This is a genomic window from Paenibacillus sp. FSL R10-2771 (genome assembly GCF_038000205.1).
GTDB lineage: Bacteria > Bacillota > Bacilli > Paenibacillales > Paenibacillaceae > Paenibacillus_AQ > Paenibacillus_AQ phytohabitans.
Genome location: NZ_JBBOBM010000001.1, coordinates 7,714,352 through 7,728,918, shown reverse-complemented (window position 1 = coordinate 7,728,918; position 14,567 = coordinate 7,714,352). Strand labels below are relative to the sequence as shown.

The window sequence follows — 14,567 nt, the reverse complement described above, 5'->3', positions numbered from 1 at the left end:
TGTCTATCATACCGATTCACCTTCGTTACTATAGTTGTTGGTTGGAATAGGAATAAGCGAGGAGCGCCATCAGATTGTCAAAAGAATATGCCTGCCCGGCAGCCTCATCACCGAATCCGCCATACAGCGGACTTGCAGCATTCACGGCTCTGAATTCATTCACCCGTTCAATACTGGCCGTATAGAGAGACTGATCGCCCAGCACAGCACCGATCATGGCCGTGAGCGCATAAATCGCCGTAGAATGGATATCATTCGTCCGCTGGCCGTCACGTGTATACTGCCCGTACAGTGTGCCCGCCGTAACCTGCTCTTTGATATAACGGATGCTCGCCGGCTTCTGCCGGTTGCTCTCGGCCAAATGAAGAATGGTCAGCAGCGACTCTACGGTGTTGATGTGTTCGGAGCTGTACTGGCCAGTCTTGTAATCGAACCTTGTCTCATAGAACGGGAAGGAGTCAGACAAATATCCGTCTTCCAGAATCCCGCCCATATTATTCAACAATATCCCGCTTAATTCGCTAGATATCGACAATTTTCGCAACACACTCAGATCAATATAACACAAAGTTACGAACCCGTTGGTGGTTTTGAAAATATTGTCATAAAAATCATACATGTATCCATCTTTTACATTATTATCATAGAATCTCCGGCTATATTTATCGGCTGCTTCCGTGTACTCCGGCTGATGAAATGCCTGTCCTGCTTCATACAGCGCGCCGATCAGCCGCAGGTCGTCTACCGCTGCGTTCACAGTGTATTGCTTCTGCTGCTTGGGACTGAACCGGTAGCTGAAACCGCCCTCCATATCGAAGGTATCGCGGGCCAGCGTCCACTGCTGGTCAAATCTCTCCTGATCGCCGTTAAGCACGGCCGCCCTCATCAGAAGCGAGGCCGATTCGCTCAGAACCTCATGGCCTGTAGCCATCTCCGCCGCTTCACCGGTTTCCTGCAAATTCGTATATACCCCATAGGGTCCCGTGAGCTGCGTATCTATGAATTTCAGTAATTGCTGTTCTTCGTCCGCTGTGTCAAGCAGCGGCTCCTCCGGCACGTTCGTTCCCGCAGGAGTAACTGCCGGAGAAGAAGTAGCCGCGGAAGGTACGGGCCGGGCCTGATTACTGCTGCATGAGGTGATTAGAAGCAGCGATATACCCACTGCAGCCGCCTTGCTGAGTGTACTCCCCAATTCATCACATCCTTAAAAGACAAGTCCTTATATTGGCCATAATAATATAACGGTAATTTATGTCACATTGTTTACTGTTTCTGCGAACATTATGTGTCTAATTCATAAATTATGCCATTTCTTCAAAAAAAGCAGAGCTGCCCGGATCATTCCGATCCGGGCAGCTCTGCTTATGGTATATAGTTCAGCCTCTTATGATCCTGCGGTAAGTCTCCTCATCGGCGACGATATAAAGCCTGGCATCATCCGGGATCGGCTGCCCCAGCTTACGGTTAATGCCAAGGTCACCGCGGTCGGACAGCAGGGTAGCCCCCTGCCGCAGCAGATCCTGAAAGGCATCTCCATAGGTATTCCACGCACGGCTGCGCGGAATCTCATAGATATCATCACCATGCTGGCGGCTGAGCAGCTGGGTAATCACTTCAGAATTGCCTTCCTGCAGGGCAGATCTTACCGCGAGTCTGGAGATGGCATCATGGGAGAGTACGAACTCGTTCACCTGAACATGCTTGAAGTTCTGAATGTTCTTCTCCTGCATGATTTCTACGGTGGTATGTACTTGCGGGGCGATCCGCTCAATACTGGAGGCGATCAGCAGCGTCTTGCCGTCGCTCAGCGAGGCCTCGTCTATACGGGTATCGCCGAACACAATTGCCGCTCTGGCGCTCCCGATATTCGCCTTCAGCAGGATATCATCACTGGAGGCATCACCGTTAATAAAGTGGACCTGCTCCAGCTGTTCCAGCGGATGACGGCCGTTCTCATCGATAATTACGATCTTGCAGTTCCCGTCATAACACAGAATTTCATCCACAGCCGCCTGTGTTTTGCGGTTCCAGTTAATCAGTACGACATGATTATGCCCGTGAAAGCTCAAGGTTCCGGCTCCTCTCCTGCGCTGCATCTCTCCCATGGCATCGATAATCTTACCGATAACCAAACTGAGCAGACCGATGCCAAAGATATATAAAAATATCGTAAACACCTTGCCGGTGACTGTAGTAGCGAAATAATCACCGTAGCCTACGGTTGCCATGGTGGTCATCACCCAATAAAAGGCGTTGAACCAGCTATGAAAAGTATCCGGCTCCAGCAGGAAGGCAGTGGATGCACTCAGAATGACAAAGGCCAGGATGATCAGACCTATAGACTTCTTTTTTAGATGAAGCAGCTTACCGGAAATTCGGATTAGAAAGTGCAACGCTCATCCCTGCTTTCGGGTAGTTAGCTTAAACCGGCCGGGCAGCTGCTGCCAGAACATCCGAGGCACGGCAGCTGCCCTGCTGTCTGGCCGGTCCTTTTAAATAATCAGGCTGCTGACCGCAAACGCTGTTCCGATGAATACCATGCAGAGTGTTACGCCTACTGCAACATTCCCCTTCTGCAGCTGTTCCGAAATCCGGAAGCCCGGAGTGAACAGCTCAAAAATCCAGTAAGAGGCAACCAGACAGACATAGCCTACCGCAAACCAGAGCATCATGAACCAGATGGAGGTATTGGTATATGCCGCTACGCCGAGAATGATCGCCGTGGCCAGGAACTTGCCGCCAAAGGCCAGCGATACAGCGACATTCCCCTTCTTCAGCTCTTCCATATCCTTAAAAGGAGTCATCAGGGTGAATATAACCATACCCAGCACCTGAAGCAGAACAATGGTCAGAATACTAACCACCAGATTAATAACGATCGTCAATTAGCCCACCCCCGGAATTTCGCATAGGCCGAATCATAGTCGGCGAAATCATGTACTTCCTCCAGCACCACGGAGGCTGTTTTTTGTTTCTCCAGCGCGGTATAGCGCTTGTCATCAATCGGCTGCTTAATCCGGTTGCCGGAAGGCAGCTCGAGTACGGCAAAGTTTCTGGTTTTGTCCTGATACTGGGTTTTGTACACCCCGACAAGATCCACATCCGTCGTGATGGACACCTTCAGATTCGCCAGATCCTCCGTTGCCGTCTTCTGGTCACCGTATGATTTCAGCGTGGTCCAGGAGGACAGCCGGATCTCATTCTTCTGATCAGCATCTGTTACCAGCTCCGCATCCATGAACTGCAGTGTCCATACGGTGTCGCCTGTAGCATAATTGCCGTCGTTCGGCAGCAGCTCGTTATCCGGCAGTACGGTCATGTCGCTGCCGATCAGATCACCCACCTTGCCTTCGACTACCCGGTAATCCCACGGCACCCGCGACACGCTGTCCGTTGTTTCGGTATCGGTGTGGAACACACTGTTACTGTTTCCCGAGCATGCGCTTAGCAGCATGACTGCCAGAAGCAGCATTGCAGTCAGCGCCCCGGCCCGGAATCTGCGTCCGGCGGCACGTCCCTCTCTACCCTTGTTCATCTTCAAGCCCCCTCACTCCTAGCGCGATAAAATGACTGGCATTGCCTGTAATCGGTCCGCCAGCCCGGCCGAGCAGCCCGCAGGGCTTCCCGTTAATCACGAACATACCGGTCAGCAGGTGAAGCTCCCCTTCGCTGGTCTGAATCCGGGCCATTTCGGCTCTTTTTTGATAGACCACCGGGAACAGCTGACTGCTGTCATACCCTTCCTCATCCTCTATTTCAAGCGTTCCGCTATCATCAAAAATCCGCACGGACCCGCCTTCCCGGCCGAAGACAGACTTGGACACAAAGCTTTCGGAGAATACCGCCTTATTGTACGTAGGCAGTATGTAACGGGAGATGACCTGGCGTTCCTCTTCGCTGAACAGCAGACCCAGCTCATACATCCCCCATACCGCAGCAATCAGCCCCTTGGATTGCAGGATAATACTATGCGGCCCGTTGAACAGCTGTAGCTTCCCGGTCTCGATGGCGTAAGCCAGGGCGTCGCCGCCTTCATCCACTGCCATCCACTCCTTCGGATAGAGCGCGAACATCCGCTCAATGATCCGGTCCTCTGCGTCCTTCACTACACCTTCATCAATCCACAGGTCCAGACAATCGACGCAGCGGATATCCAGTCCGCTATGCGCTGCCAGGGCATCTATCGTTCCGGTATCCTCCTGATGGCTGCCATAGGCAACACAGGCTGCCGTATCCGGACGTTCAGCGCCCCAGGCTGCTGCAAGCTGCTGCTTCATTGCGGCATTCGGATTCCCGATACCCGCCTCTGCGCAGATCCACGGCGTGGCGATAGAGGCCTCCACATAGCCGGTCGGTGTATCCGCATTCAGCTCCAGCAGCTTAATGGTTCCGTCACCGGCTACAGCAAAGTCAAATCGGGCATACCGGCTGATCAGCCCCGGCTCCGGCACAGGACAGTCGTCGAGCATCTGCCACAGCACCGGGGGAATTCCCAGCAGATCATACAGGTCATGCTTAAGATGGACGTAGCGGACCGCCTTATCCAGAATCATCCACAGTCCTGATGAGGCATCCTTCAGTTCCCGGTAGGTCTCACCGCGCATCACAGCTATAGCATCCAGCCAATATTCCTCTTCCTCCAGGTCAGCCCAGGTGAAGCCCAGCTCATGCAGCTGCTGTACCCGGGGTGCCCGCTCCAGAGCGGACTGGTCCAGATATTCGAAGACGCTCTCTGCCGGGATCATCCGCCGAAGCCGCTCTTGCTTGAGCTTTTGCCGGAGCTTTTACTGGAGCTGGATTTGGACGTGGATGAGCTTGATTTGCCCGAGCCCAGCCCGCTGGAGGTGCCGCCGATTCCGCCTGATTTCGAAGAGGTTTTCCTTCTGGTGATGGAGCCGGTCGATGAAGTCGAGGTCTTCGGTTTCACCACTGATCCGGCTACAGGCTTGTTCTGGAAGCTGCCGCTGCTGTAGGTTGGCGGCTTATAGGCAGTGCGTGTGCCTCCGTAATAAGTCGGCCGGTCATTGTACCACCCTCTTGAAGAGTAGAAAGAGCCGCTGTTGAACAGCATGTGGTACAGAAGCACATCATCCCAGCCGAATCCCGAGTTATAACCGCCATAGTTGTTGATTACTGTTGTCCCGCCTGATGTTACCGCTCCCTGTCCTTCCTGGACAGTCTCTTCCTGATTCTCATCCGGATAGGGAATATTCCAGTCAACATTTTTGTCGAAATAATTCTTAACTTCCTCGGTAGACCAGGACACCAGCTTCGGTTCATCCCCTGTACCGCCGGTACTCCCGCTGGCACCAGCGCCTCCGGGAATAAATAACGCATTGGCCAGCAGGGCAATGCCGAGCGAGGTCGACAATACGCGGATCGGCTTGCCGTCAGGGGTGAACAGCCTGCTTACAGCAGGTTCTTTAACATTTTCGTCTTTTGCCAACTTGGGCCCTCCTTTCCTGATAATGTTCTTTAACCTTCGGTACGCATCGGAACCAGCAGAAGCTCAAGCTTCCCTTCGTCCACATTCAGCCGGCCCTCTACCGCCTCGAACTCACGGCCGCCTACGACTATATAATTCACATGCTCCAGGGCCGTAATCATGTTCATGCTCCAGACGCGCTCCTCAATAATCTGCAGCTCGCCTTCGGGCATCTTCTCAAACAGGATGACATTCATTCCATTATCCACTCCATACCAATCCCTTCTGAACGATCTTATGCTTCTGATACGCTGCCGCTATTATTTCGTTTCAACTCGCGCAGCCTGGAATATCTGTACCACAGCACCAGGCTTAATGAACATAAACTCACCACAAACAGCAGAATGTAAACATGCTTGTAGGCGGCGGCAGGCTCCAGGTTCCGCTTAGCATGCAGCAGCAAGCCGAGGGCGGCGACAGAAACGGAGCCGCCGAAGAACTGGATCAGCTGCAGCAGCCCCATGCCGGAGCCGATCCAGCTGCGGGGAAGAATGCCCGACGCCTCATTGTTCAGGGAAGCCATGGTCGCCGAGAATGACGGCGAGAAGCACAGATAACCCGCGAGCAGAATGAACGGGGAAACGGACAGCTTCATGGCAAAGACGGCCAGGACAGCGGCAAGCACCCCGTGGCCGATAACCAGGAACCGGAGGTTGCCGTAGCGGTCTATCCAGTGGCCGACGTAGCGGGTCAGAATCGCGGACAGAATCGCTCCGGGCGCAATGAACAAGCCGATGCTCAGCGCCGATTCATGGAATAGGCCCGCCAGGGCAAGCGGCATGAGGAACAGATTGCCGAGGTTCAGCACCAGAATGCAGAACCCGATCGCAGTCAGCTTCAGATACCCGGGCATGCGCAGCAGCTGAGGGTTAATGAAGGAGTTCTCCGCTTGGGCCAGATGGCGGGCATGAATAAGCAGCGACACTACACTGGCCGCAAGCCACAGGTAGGACTGGCTGGTGACCGCCAGCAGCAGGCTGCCTGCGTTAAGAACCGTCAGGGCCGCCCCCGTCACGTCAAAAGCGGCAGGCTGGGGCTGTTCCTTCGGCAGCAGATGCAGCAGCACAGGCAGAACGATCAGCACGAGGCAGGTGATGCCGAACAGGCCGTTCCAGCCGAAATACTGGCTGATCAGACCGCCGATAATCGGCCCGAGCCCGAATGCCATCGCGCTGCCTGCGGAGATCATGGCGATAGCTGCGCCGCGTCTCCCGACAGGAACATAGCGGCTGGCCAGCACAAGTCCGAGGCCTGCCATAACTCCTGCTCCTGCAGACTGCAGGATACGGGTCAACAGCAGGATGCTGAAGCTGTGCGCGAATAATCCGCAGACGGAGGCCAGACCCAGCGTAGTCAGGCCGATGGTCAGCAGTCTGCGGATCGGCACCAGGTCAGATAGCCTGCTGTAGATTACAGTTGACAGGGCATAACCGATGGAATAGCTCGATATGATCCACGAGCCCAGGTCCGCTGATATCTGCAGATCCTGAATAATTGTGGGCAGCGATACATTAAACATAGTGGTGTTCATAACAACGATAAACAGGCAAAAGGTCCATAGGGGCATTACAACTTTGTCGTTCATTACTCCATCCCTATCTATATTATCTGTTCAGGCTCAACTAAATTCTATGCCTAACAAATAATAATGGCAATGTCCTTAGGATGAATGCCCCCGGCTGATTTATAGCACCTTCTGGACCCAGCTGTCTATGACATGATCCGGCCGGATGCCTAAATCCCGCTGCAGCAGTTCCTTATATTTATCATAGTGTTTCCTAAACCCGATGAAATCTCCCAGGTCGGCGTAACTTCTCAGCACCAGCCGGCAGATTTGATCGGAATACGGGTCCAGTGCCTGCAGAACCAGCAGCCTGTCCAGTGCCTGCCGGGGACGTACGGAGGATAATTCATATTCGGCCGAATGCAGCGACATGCGGATGAAGCGGACCTGCAATTCCTTGCGCCGCGTTTCTGCCCAGTCATAATGATGTTCTTCCAGATAATCTCCGCGGTACAGACTCAGCACCGCTTCTCTGCGCACCCATTCCTCTTCCGATTCCACAGAGGTACTGCAGTATCCCTGCTCGAACTCTTCCAGATCAAGCAGCACATTCTCCTTGGTCAGCCTGTACCGCTCCTGCGAGAACTCAACCTGCACGTCCATATCCCAGGCCTTAAGCAGTTTACGGATATGGTACACCGTTGTATGCAGGTTGGTTACTGCCTTCTCCGGTTGGAAGTCCGGCCAGACCCAATCCACAATGGTATCCTTAAGAATCCATTGGCCGCGGTTATGGAGCAGCAGGGCGAACACTTCCTGCGCTTTGCTGGTTCTCCACTGCATCTTGCGCCCGGGCTCCGTGCTGTCCATGAACTCGAGACGTTTGAAGCAGAGAATCGAGAGCTGCTTGACGGCAGCTGCAGGCTCCGGGAGCGTCTCCACACGCGCTTCATTCTGCTCTATGCGAACCTCCAGGCGTTCGAGCGTCTTGCTAAGGCGCTGGGAGGTTACCGGCTTCAGCAGATAGTCGGCGGCGTTCAGTTCAAAAGCCTCAATAGCATACTCACTGTATGCTGTGATATAGACAATCCGCGTGCTCCGGTCCAGACCGGCAATATATTCGCCGGCTTCCAGCCCGTTCATCTCCGGCATGCCTATATCCAGGAAGACGATATCCGCCTTCTCCTGCTCCAGATGCTCCAGTCCCCGTCTAGCCGACGTATACTTGCCGGTAATCTCCAGACGTCCGTCTTTCAGGAGCAGGCGCTCCAGATGCTGCAATGCAGGCTTTTCATCATCGATTAGTATCGCTTTCATTGAAAGGACTCACCTCATGTCATCGTTCTCGAGTTGTCGCTTACCTGGGAATTGTATAAGATATCGCCGTCCCCTGGCCGGGCACACTGTGAATACTCAGGCCTGTTCCGTACATTTTGAGCAGCCGGCGCTGAATATTACGCAATCCGATACCGCCCTCTGTCCGCTCTTCTGACAGAACCTCCGCTATCCGCTGCGGAGACATCCCGACACCATCATCTTTGACGGCAACTACAAGCTGGCCGGGCAGCAGCTGAATCGACAGCCGCACTGTCCCTCCAGCCTCCTTCTGCATCAGCCCGTGGTTGACGGCATTCTCTACAATCGGCTGAATGCTGAGCGGCGGAACCAGCCCCATAATATCGTCCGGGACATCGAACTCGATATTCAGCCGCTCGTCAAACCGCGCCTGCTCGAGGGCAAGATAGGACTGAACCAGCCCCAGCTCCTTCTCAACAGGAACGGTCTGTCCCCGGTTCTGGAAGTCAAAGCTGCTCCGCAGGTACTGGCTGAGATCCAGCAGCAGATCTGTGGCCTTATCCGGGTCTACCGGACATACGGAGATGATCGCATTGAGCGCATTATACAAGAAATGCGGTTTGATCTGGGCCTGCAGGAAGGCAATCTCCGCCTGAACGGATATCCGGACAGACTTGCGCATATCGAGCAGTGTCTGCACACGCGCCCTGAACTCGCGCAGCTCCACCGGTTTGCTCAGATAATCATTGGCTCCGGCCTCGAACGCAGCCTGGATATCCTCGGGACGGCTGCTCGCCATCAGCACCAGAATCGGCAGCTCCGACAGAACAAACCGTTCACGGATCGTTTTGCATAATAACAATCCGGGTATTTCCGGCATCACCCAGTCTGCAATGACAAGATCGAGTTCAGGGTACTGCTGTATTTTACTTATAGCTTCGGTCCCGCTGCTGGCCGTAATCACCGAATGATTCTCCAGCTGCAGCACATTAACCAGCACCTGAAGATTGACAGGATCATCATCCACAACCAGAATGAAGCAGCATTCCGCAGGCGGCGGAAGGACCGGCTCTTCTCCCGGCAGCTGGACTGCCGCTGCCGTCTCCCATCCGGTAATTTCCAGATACTCCTGCTCCAGCAGAGCTTTGCTTCTCCGCAGGATAGGTTGCGTGAAGCGGAAGACAGAGCCTTGCCCCAGCTCCGAATGCACCTCTATCTCTCCTCCGGCCAGCTCAACCAGCCTCTGGGTAATGCTGAGACCGAGGCCGTTTTCCCGGTAGGCCTTCTGGGCTGCGGGTCCGCTTGGATCATAGGCATCAAAGATGGAATGCAAACGCTCAGGAGCAATCCCCTGCCCCGTATCCGTGATAAGAATGGCAACATACTCTTCTTTAACCTCTGCAGACAGCGTTATCACGCCCTGAGGCGTATAATTGACGGCATTTGCCAATAAATTATGCAGAATTTGAGCAAGGCGCTGTTCATCCGTCTCCAGCAGGGGAAGATTGCCGGGCAGGTCCAGGCGGAATTCAAGATTGTCCTTTCCGTATACCTGGCGCGTCACCTCCATAATGGAGACAGCCGCGGTGCGGAGATCCACCGCCTGCCGGCGCAGAAACAGCGAACCGTGATTCAGCTTCGCGAAGTCAGACATATCATTGATTAAGGCAGACAGCCGCTTGCCCGTCGAGACAATCATGAGCAACTGCTCACTCTGGGCACTGCTCACGGAACCTGCCGCACCCTGCGCCAGTGTCTGGGCCATGTTGACCATTCCCTGCAGCGGCTTGCGGAGCTCATGGGAAGTATCGGAGATGAAGTCGTCCTTCAAGCCATCCAGTGTCTGCAGCCTGCGTGACAGCTGCCCCACCTCAAGGAAAGACGACGCATATTGCCGGGTCATAACAATCGCCTGAACGAATCCGAACAGGACAATTTCATAAGAGATTATAAAATAGCTGAATGACAGGTTCATAAAACTGACCAGATAGCAGATAATAACGACGCTGAGACTCTCAATGCTGACCATCATCAGGAACATATTTTTCGGATTCCGTCTTGTCCCCTGAACCATAGAGTAGAGCACAAAGCCGATACTTACCGAGCCCCAGGTCAGCAGCAGGCCCTCCAGATAGCTGAACAGATAGGCCGGCATGAATATAGAGATCAGCAGCAGCACGCTCGTAATCATTTTAGAGGCCTTAATGACTGCAATAGACATCGGGTAATTCACGGAATTGGCGACATAGCGCAGCAGATAATAGTAGACCAGCGTGGAAGAAGCCAGCTGCAGCTTGAGCACAACTTCATACGGAAGCCCGGGAAGCCCAGCCGCGATCAGCTTCTCGCCGTGGGTCAGAATGTAGACAAAGGCCGCCATGCAGAATAGACCCAGATAGAGGGTGACCCCCCGGCTCTCTCTTACCTTGGAGAACATCAGCAGGAATAAAGAAAGAATAATAAATCCGAACAGCGCTCCGCCGTCTACAAACAGCGCAAATTCGCGGTGCTTCAGAATAGAGGCCTGATCACCGATGACAATCGGCAGAACGATACCGCCGGAGGAGTAGCTGTAATTCGCCACCTGTACAATAATCTCCATGGTATCTCCGGTCACCGAAGCAAACCCCGTATAGGGTATATTATTCTGCCTCCCCTCAGAAGCCATGGGGGCGGGGCTGCCGCTGCTGCCAATCTCCTGCCCGTTCACGAAGACCCGGCTTGCCGTACGGATGTTGCTGGTGCGCAGACCGTATATTACGGCTTCCCCATAGGCAATCCTGGCCTGCAGACGGTAAGTGCCGTACCCTTTGGCTGCGGGTTCACCGGTGACGGATATATAAGGATTCCATTTCCCGGGAACATGAACCATTCCGGACACGGCAGGCATGACCGGGTTCCTCCGCTCCGGGGAGAACGCCTCAGGCATAAGCAGCGCACCGCGGTACAGCTCCCATTCCCCGTTCAGCTTCACAACACCGTCTTTGCGGAAGTCCCAGCTGCGCAGATCGATCATCCCTTGCCGGGCTTGCGGCATTCCGCGGTTTATATGGAGAGTCTGGAGGATAGAGAGCAATGGAATGATCAACACCAGCACCAGACTGCCTAGAATACTCAGCCAATATTTTTTCATGCCCCATGCCATTCCCTTCTAGCTGTCATTGTATAAATTATACATTAAATTCTGTTTATTTAAGTGCAATAAAAAAAGCCGATTCCCATTTATTTCGGAATCGGCTGCTTATCTTATTAGGTTAAAATTTTAGGAATATTTTACTTTACCTCCGGAGCGGCGACTGCGGAAGCTGTGCTCTCCTGGGTTTTGGACAGAAAGATATTAAGAATAATTGCTGTCAGAGATCCGGAGACGATCCCGTTCTGCAGCAGCATTCTGGCGAACTCCGGCAGCTGGTCGAACATAGACGGCAGCACAGCAGAGCCGAGACCGACAGCAATACTGCAGGCGGCAATCAGCAGATTGCCGTCCTTACGCAGGTCAACATCCGAGAGAATCGACATGCCGGATGCAGCAACCGATCCGAACATGACAATCATCGCCCCGCCAAGCACCGCGTTTGGCACGACTGTAGTCAGCGCTGCCAGCTTCGGCAGCAGCCCGAGCACGATCATAATTCCGCCGGCGGCAAAAATAACATTGCGCGTCTTCACCCGGGTCAGCGACAGCAAGCCGACATTCTGGGAGAACGCCGTATAAGGGAACGCATTAAACAATCCGCCGAGCATGATGGCAAGCCCTTCAGAACGCAGGCCGTTCACGATCTGCTTCTGTTCTACCTGCTGATCCGTTGCCTTGCCCACGGCAAAGTACACACCCGTCGATTCCACCATGGACACAATATTAACGATAATCATCGTGAAGATCGCCGTAATACTGAACTGCGGCCAGCCGAAGTAGAATGGCTGGGCCACACTCACCCAAGAGGCCGTAGTCACTGTAGAGAAATGTACGATGCCCATGGCATAGCCGATTACGGTTCCGACAACCAGACCTACCAGTACAGATACGGAACGCAGGAAACCTGTAGTCAGGCGGTTCACCGCCAGAATTACGAGCAGTGTAATCAGGGCCAGCAGCAGATTGCGGGGCTGGCCGAAATCAGCGCTGCCCTGTCCTCCGGCCACATTATTCATCGCTACCGGGATCAGCGAGAGCCCGATGATAGTTACTACGGAGCCGGTTACTACTGTAGGGAAGAATTTCAGCAGCTTCCCGTATATCGGGGCTGCCAGTACAACGAACAGACCGGAGATAATAATAGCCCCGTACGCTGTCGGGAGATTGGAGCCTGAAGCGATAGCGATAATCGGGCTGACTGCGGTAAAGGTACAGCCGAGTACAACGGGAAGGCCGCTTCCGAAATACTTGCTGCCCATAATCTGCAGCAGCGTTGCCAGTCCGCAGGTGAACAGATCTGCTGCGATCAGATACGCCATCTGCGTTCCGTTCAAATTCAGTGCCCCGCCGACCACCAGCGGCACAATCACAGCTCCGGCATACATAGCCAGCACATGCTGAAGCCCGAGGGCGAATATCTTCTGTTTGCTTAGCATCCTGCACTCTCCTTAATTAATTCTTCCGCACGGGCAGTGCCGGTGCGGGAATCATCTATAAAGTGAACTTCCCCCGGAGACATCGAAGCAATCCGCGCCAGGGCATGTACCGGAATTCCGCGCTGCTCCAGCAGGCTGCGTCCTTCCTGGAAGCTCTTCTCAATGACACAGCCGACTCCCATCAGCTGCGCCCCGGACTCCTCCACGATATCGCAAAGTCCTACAAGCGCTGCGCCGGTAGCCAGAAAGTCATCGACAATCAGCACGTTGTCGCCAGGTCCGAGATACTTCTGCGAGATGCTGATCAGGTAGTCTTCCTGACGGGTGAAGGAATGCACCGGTGCGGAATAGACTGCCTCGGAGAGGGTAACAGCCTTCTTTTTCTTGGCATAAATAAACGGCACACCCAGCGCAATGCCTGCAGCCATGGCGAACTGGATGCCGCTGGCCTCTACAGTCAGCACCTTGGTGATGGGCTGGTCTCCGAAGATAGCTTTGAATTCCTGCCCGATTTGCAGCGCAAGCTCCGTGTCCACCTGATGGTTCAGAAACGAATCTACCTTCAGCACAGTCTCCGATAGAATTAAGCCTTCTTGTCTAATGCGTTCCTCCAGTACTTTCATTACAGCGATTCTTCCTCCTTTAAAATAAAAAAGACAGATCCCCTTGAGTGTTTCTCTCAAGTGAATCTGTCCTTCTGGGTTTTTGTCCCTTAGTGGTGTAACACATAAGCGTGTCCGCATCGCTTGGACCAGTCCTTCCCCTGCCGCAGCACAAGAAACGGAACCCTAGATGCGCTATTTCACTCATAGTCGGATAATTACAGTGGTCATCCGGTAGAAACTTATGGGCCATATTCCCAAGATTATATGAGGTATTATGATAAGTCTGTTTTTAAAAACCTTCGTATATCTTACACGCTCTGTATGATCCTTACAAGCAAAATTTTAAGTATATTTGCTGTGAATTTCAAAGTGTTTCATGAAATACACGCGTATTTCATCATCGATTCTCCCTGCTCACTAGGCAACCGTTTGTTTATGGGGGGACAGCGCCTGTATTCCTCACCCTTCCTTCCTCTGCGCATTAATGATAAGGAAAACCTGTGCAGGGAGGCATGATACGGATGGCTAAGCAAAAAGACCGGATAACTGTCATTATTCAAAAAGGGAAGCAGCGGATTGTTACCCGCACCCCGCTGGCCGGCATCAGCCGGCTGGTGTTTGTTATCAATAACCAATATACCAACGCAGCCAATACCACACAGATTGCCAGCGGCGCCGGCCGGAGCAGCGCAGCGGGCAGCAATGCTGCCATTGCTTCGCCCTATACCCGCCAGCAGGAGAGTGTCGGAGCCGGGGGGACGTCGGCGAACATAGGCAGCAGGGGCAGTAAGGGCAATAAAGGCTGTAAGGGACAGCGTGGCAGACGACATCACGCCCCCCTGATTCATCCGCACGGCTGGGGGAAGGAGATTGTCATCGTCGTGAACAACCAGACCGTGAAGCTTCCGGGGGGCAGCAGAAGCTCCTCGGCCACACAGGTCGGCAGCGGCAGCGGAACCTACAGCTCGGGCGGAACCAATGCCGCCATCGAGAGTCCCGGATCCAAGCAGCAGCAGGCGGTCGGCGGCGGTGCAGGCGGCCTTGCTTCGAACCGGGCTGCTGCCCGGCGGCGTCAGGGCGGCAGGCGGCGGCGCTGACGCCGCCT

Annotated in this window: 13 protein-coding genes and 1 riboswitch; of the genes, 1 reads left to right on the top strand and 12 read right to left on the bottom strand. The window is 53.9% G+C overall.

The window, feature by feature from the left end:
• Positions 1 to 28: 28 nt before the first annotated feature.
• From NSU14_RS33650 to NSU14_RS33595, 12 genes are all read right to left on the bottom strand, one after another.
• On the bottom strand, positions 29 to 1,192 hold the full coding sequence (locus NSU14_RS33650) for a hypothetical protein (RefSeq protein WP_340948669.1): 1,164 nt from the start codon (positions 1,190 to 1,192) through the stop codon (positions 29 to 31).
• 184 nt (positions 1,193 to 1,376) lie between these two features.
• Complete coding sequence (locus tag NSU14_RS33645) at positions 1,377 to 2,393, bottom strand: potassium channel protein (RefSeq protein ID WP_340948667.1); 1,017 nt, start codon at positions 2,391 to 2,393, stop codon at positions 1,377 to 1,379.
• 99 nt (positions 2,394 to 2,492) lie between these two features.
• Positions 2,493 to 2,885 carry a DUF350 domain-containing protein gene (locus tag NSU14_RS33640; RefSeq protein WP_042140402.1) on the bottom strand — a complete coding sequence of 131 codons (393 nt, stop codon included), beginning with the start codon at positions 2,883 to 2,885 and terminating at the stop codon, positions 2,493 to 2,495.
• Complete coding sequence (locus NSU14_RS33635) at positions 2,882 to 3,535, bottom strand: hypothetical protein (RefSeq protein ID WP_042140403.1); 654 nt, start codon at positions 3,533 to 3,535, stop codon at positions 2,882 to 2,884. Before NSU14_RS33635 ends, NSU14_RS33640 begins: the two co-directional genes overlap by 4 nt.
• Entirely contained in the window at positions 3,522 to 4,745 is a 1,224-nt protein-coding gene (locus NSU14_RS33630; protein WP_042140404.1) for a glutathionylspermidine synthase family protein, read from the bottom strand. The genes NSU14_RS33635 and NSU14_RS33630 overlap by 14 nt, the downstream gene beginning before the upstream one ends.
• Positions 4,742 to 5,446 carry a hypothetical protein gene (locus NSU14_RS33625; protein WP_042140405.1) on the bottom strand — a complete coding sequence of 235 codons (705 nt, stop codon included), beginning with the start codon at positions 5,444 to 5,446 and terminating at the stop codon, positions 4,742 to 4,744. The genes NSU14_RS33630 and NSU14_RS33625 overlap by 4 nt, the downstream gene beginning before the upstream one ends.
• Positions 5,447 to 5,475: 29 nt before the next feature.
• Entirely contained in the window at positions 5,476 to 5,694 is a 219-nt protein-coding gene (locus NSU14_RS33620; protein ID WP_167549589.1) for a hypothetical protein, read from the bottom strand.
• A gap of 26 nt (positions 5,695 to 5,720) precedes the next feature.
• Entirely contained in the window at positions 5,721 to 7,070 is a 1,350-nt protein-coding gene (locus tag NSU14_RS33615) for an MFS transporter (RefSeq protein ID WP_042140407.1), read from the bottom strand.
• Positions 7,071 to 7,169: 99 nt separating this feature from the next.
• Positions 7,170 to 8,306 (bottom strand): response regulator, encoded by a 1,137-nt coding sequence (locus NSU14_RS33610; RefSeq protein WP_042140408.1) that lies wholly within the window; start codon positions 8,304 to 8,306, stop codon positions 7,170 to 7,172.
• Between the two features lie 40 nt (positions 8,307 to 8,346).
• Positions 8,347 to 11,418: an ATP-binding protein gene (locus tag NSU14_RS33605; RefSeq protein ID WP_340948666.1), complete on the bottom strand. Its 3,072-nt coding sequence runs from the start codon at positions 11,416 to 11,418 to the stop codon at positions 8,347 to 8,349.
• A 140-nt stretch (positions 11,419 to 11,558) separates the two neighbouring features.
• The gene (locus NSU14_RS33600; RefSeq protein ID WP_039304744.1) at positions 11,559 to 12,857 is read right to left on the bottom strand and encodes a nucleobase:cation symporter-2 family protein; all 1,299 of its coding nucleotides are present in this window, start codon (positions 12,855 to 12,857) and stop codon (positions 11,559 to 11,561) included.
• Positions 12,851 to 13,480, bottom strand: coding sequence for a xanthine phosphoribosyltransferase (locus tag NSU14_RS33595; RefSeq protein WP_076243621.1), 630 nt, complete (start codon positions 13,478 to 13,480; stop codon positions 12,851 to 12,853). The genes NSU14_RS33600 and NSU14_RS33595 overlap by 7 nt, the downstream gene beginning before the upstream one ends.
• 166 nt (positions 13,481 to 13,646) lie before the next feature.
• A riboswitch (purine riboswitch) is annotated at positions 13,647 to 13,750 on the bottom strand.
• Positions 13,751 to 13,983: 233 nt separating this feature from the next.
• Here NSU14_RS33595 and NSU14_RS33590 point away from each other — a divergent pair.
• Positions 13,984 to 14,559, top strand: coding sequence for a hypothetical protein (locus tag NSU14_RS33590; protein WP_340948665.1), 576 nt, complete (start codon positions 13,984 to 13,986; stop codon positions 14,557 to 14,559).
• The last annotated feature ends 8 nt before the right edge of the window (positions 14,560 to 14,567 follow it).

Excerpts from the sequence above, each read along its gene's own strand:
- NSU14_RS33635 (WP_042140403.1), bottom strand. The coding sequence starts at position 3,535 with ATGAACAAGGGTAGAGAGGGACGTGCCGCCGGACGCAGATTCCGGGCC.
- NSU14_RS33630 (WP_042140404.1), bottom strand. The coding sequence starts at position 4,745 with ATGATCCCGGCAGAGAGCGTCTTCGAATATCTGGACCAGTCCGCTCTG.
- NSU14_RS33615 (WP_042140407.1), bottom strand. The coding sequence starts at position 7,070 with ATGAACGACAAAGTTGTAATGCCCCTATGGACCTTTTGCCTGTTTATC.
- NSU14_RS33610 (WP_042140408.1), bottom strand. The coding sequence starts at position 8,306 with ATGAAAGCGATACTAATCGATGATGAAAAGCCTGCATTGCAGCATCTG.
- NSU14_RS33605 (WP_340948666.1), bottom strand. The coding sequence starts at position 11,418 with ATGAAAAAATATTGGCTGAGTATTCTAGGCAGTCTGGTGCTGGTGTTG.
- NSU14_RS33600 (WP_039304744.1), bottom strand. The coding sequence starts at position 12,857 with ATGCTAAGCAAACAGAAGATATTCGCCCTCGGGCTTCAGCATGTGCTG.
- NSU14_RS33595 (WP_076243621.1), bottom strand. The coding sequence starts at position 13,480 with ATGAAAGTACTGGAGGAACGCATTAGACAAGAAGGCTTAATTCTATCG.
- NSU14_RS33590 (WP_340948665.1), top strand. The coding sequence starts at position 13,984 with ATGGCTAAGCAAAAAGACCGGATAACTGTCATTATTCAAAAAGGGAAG.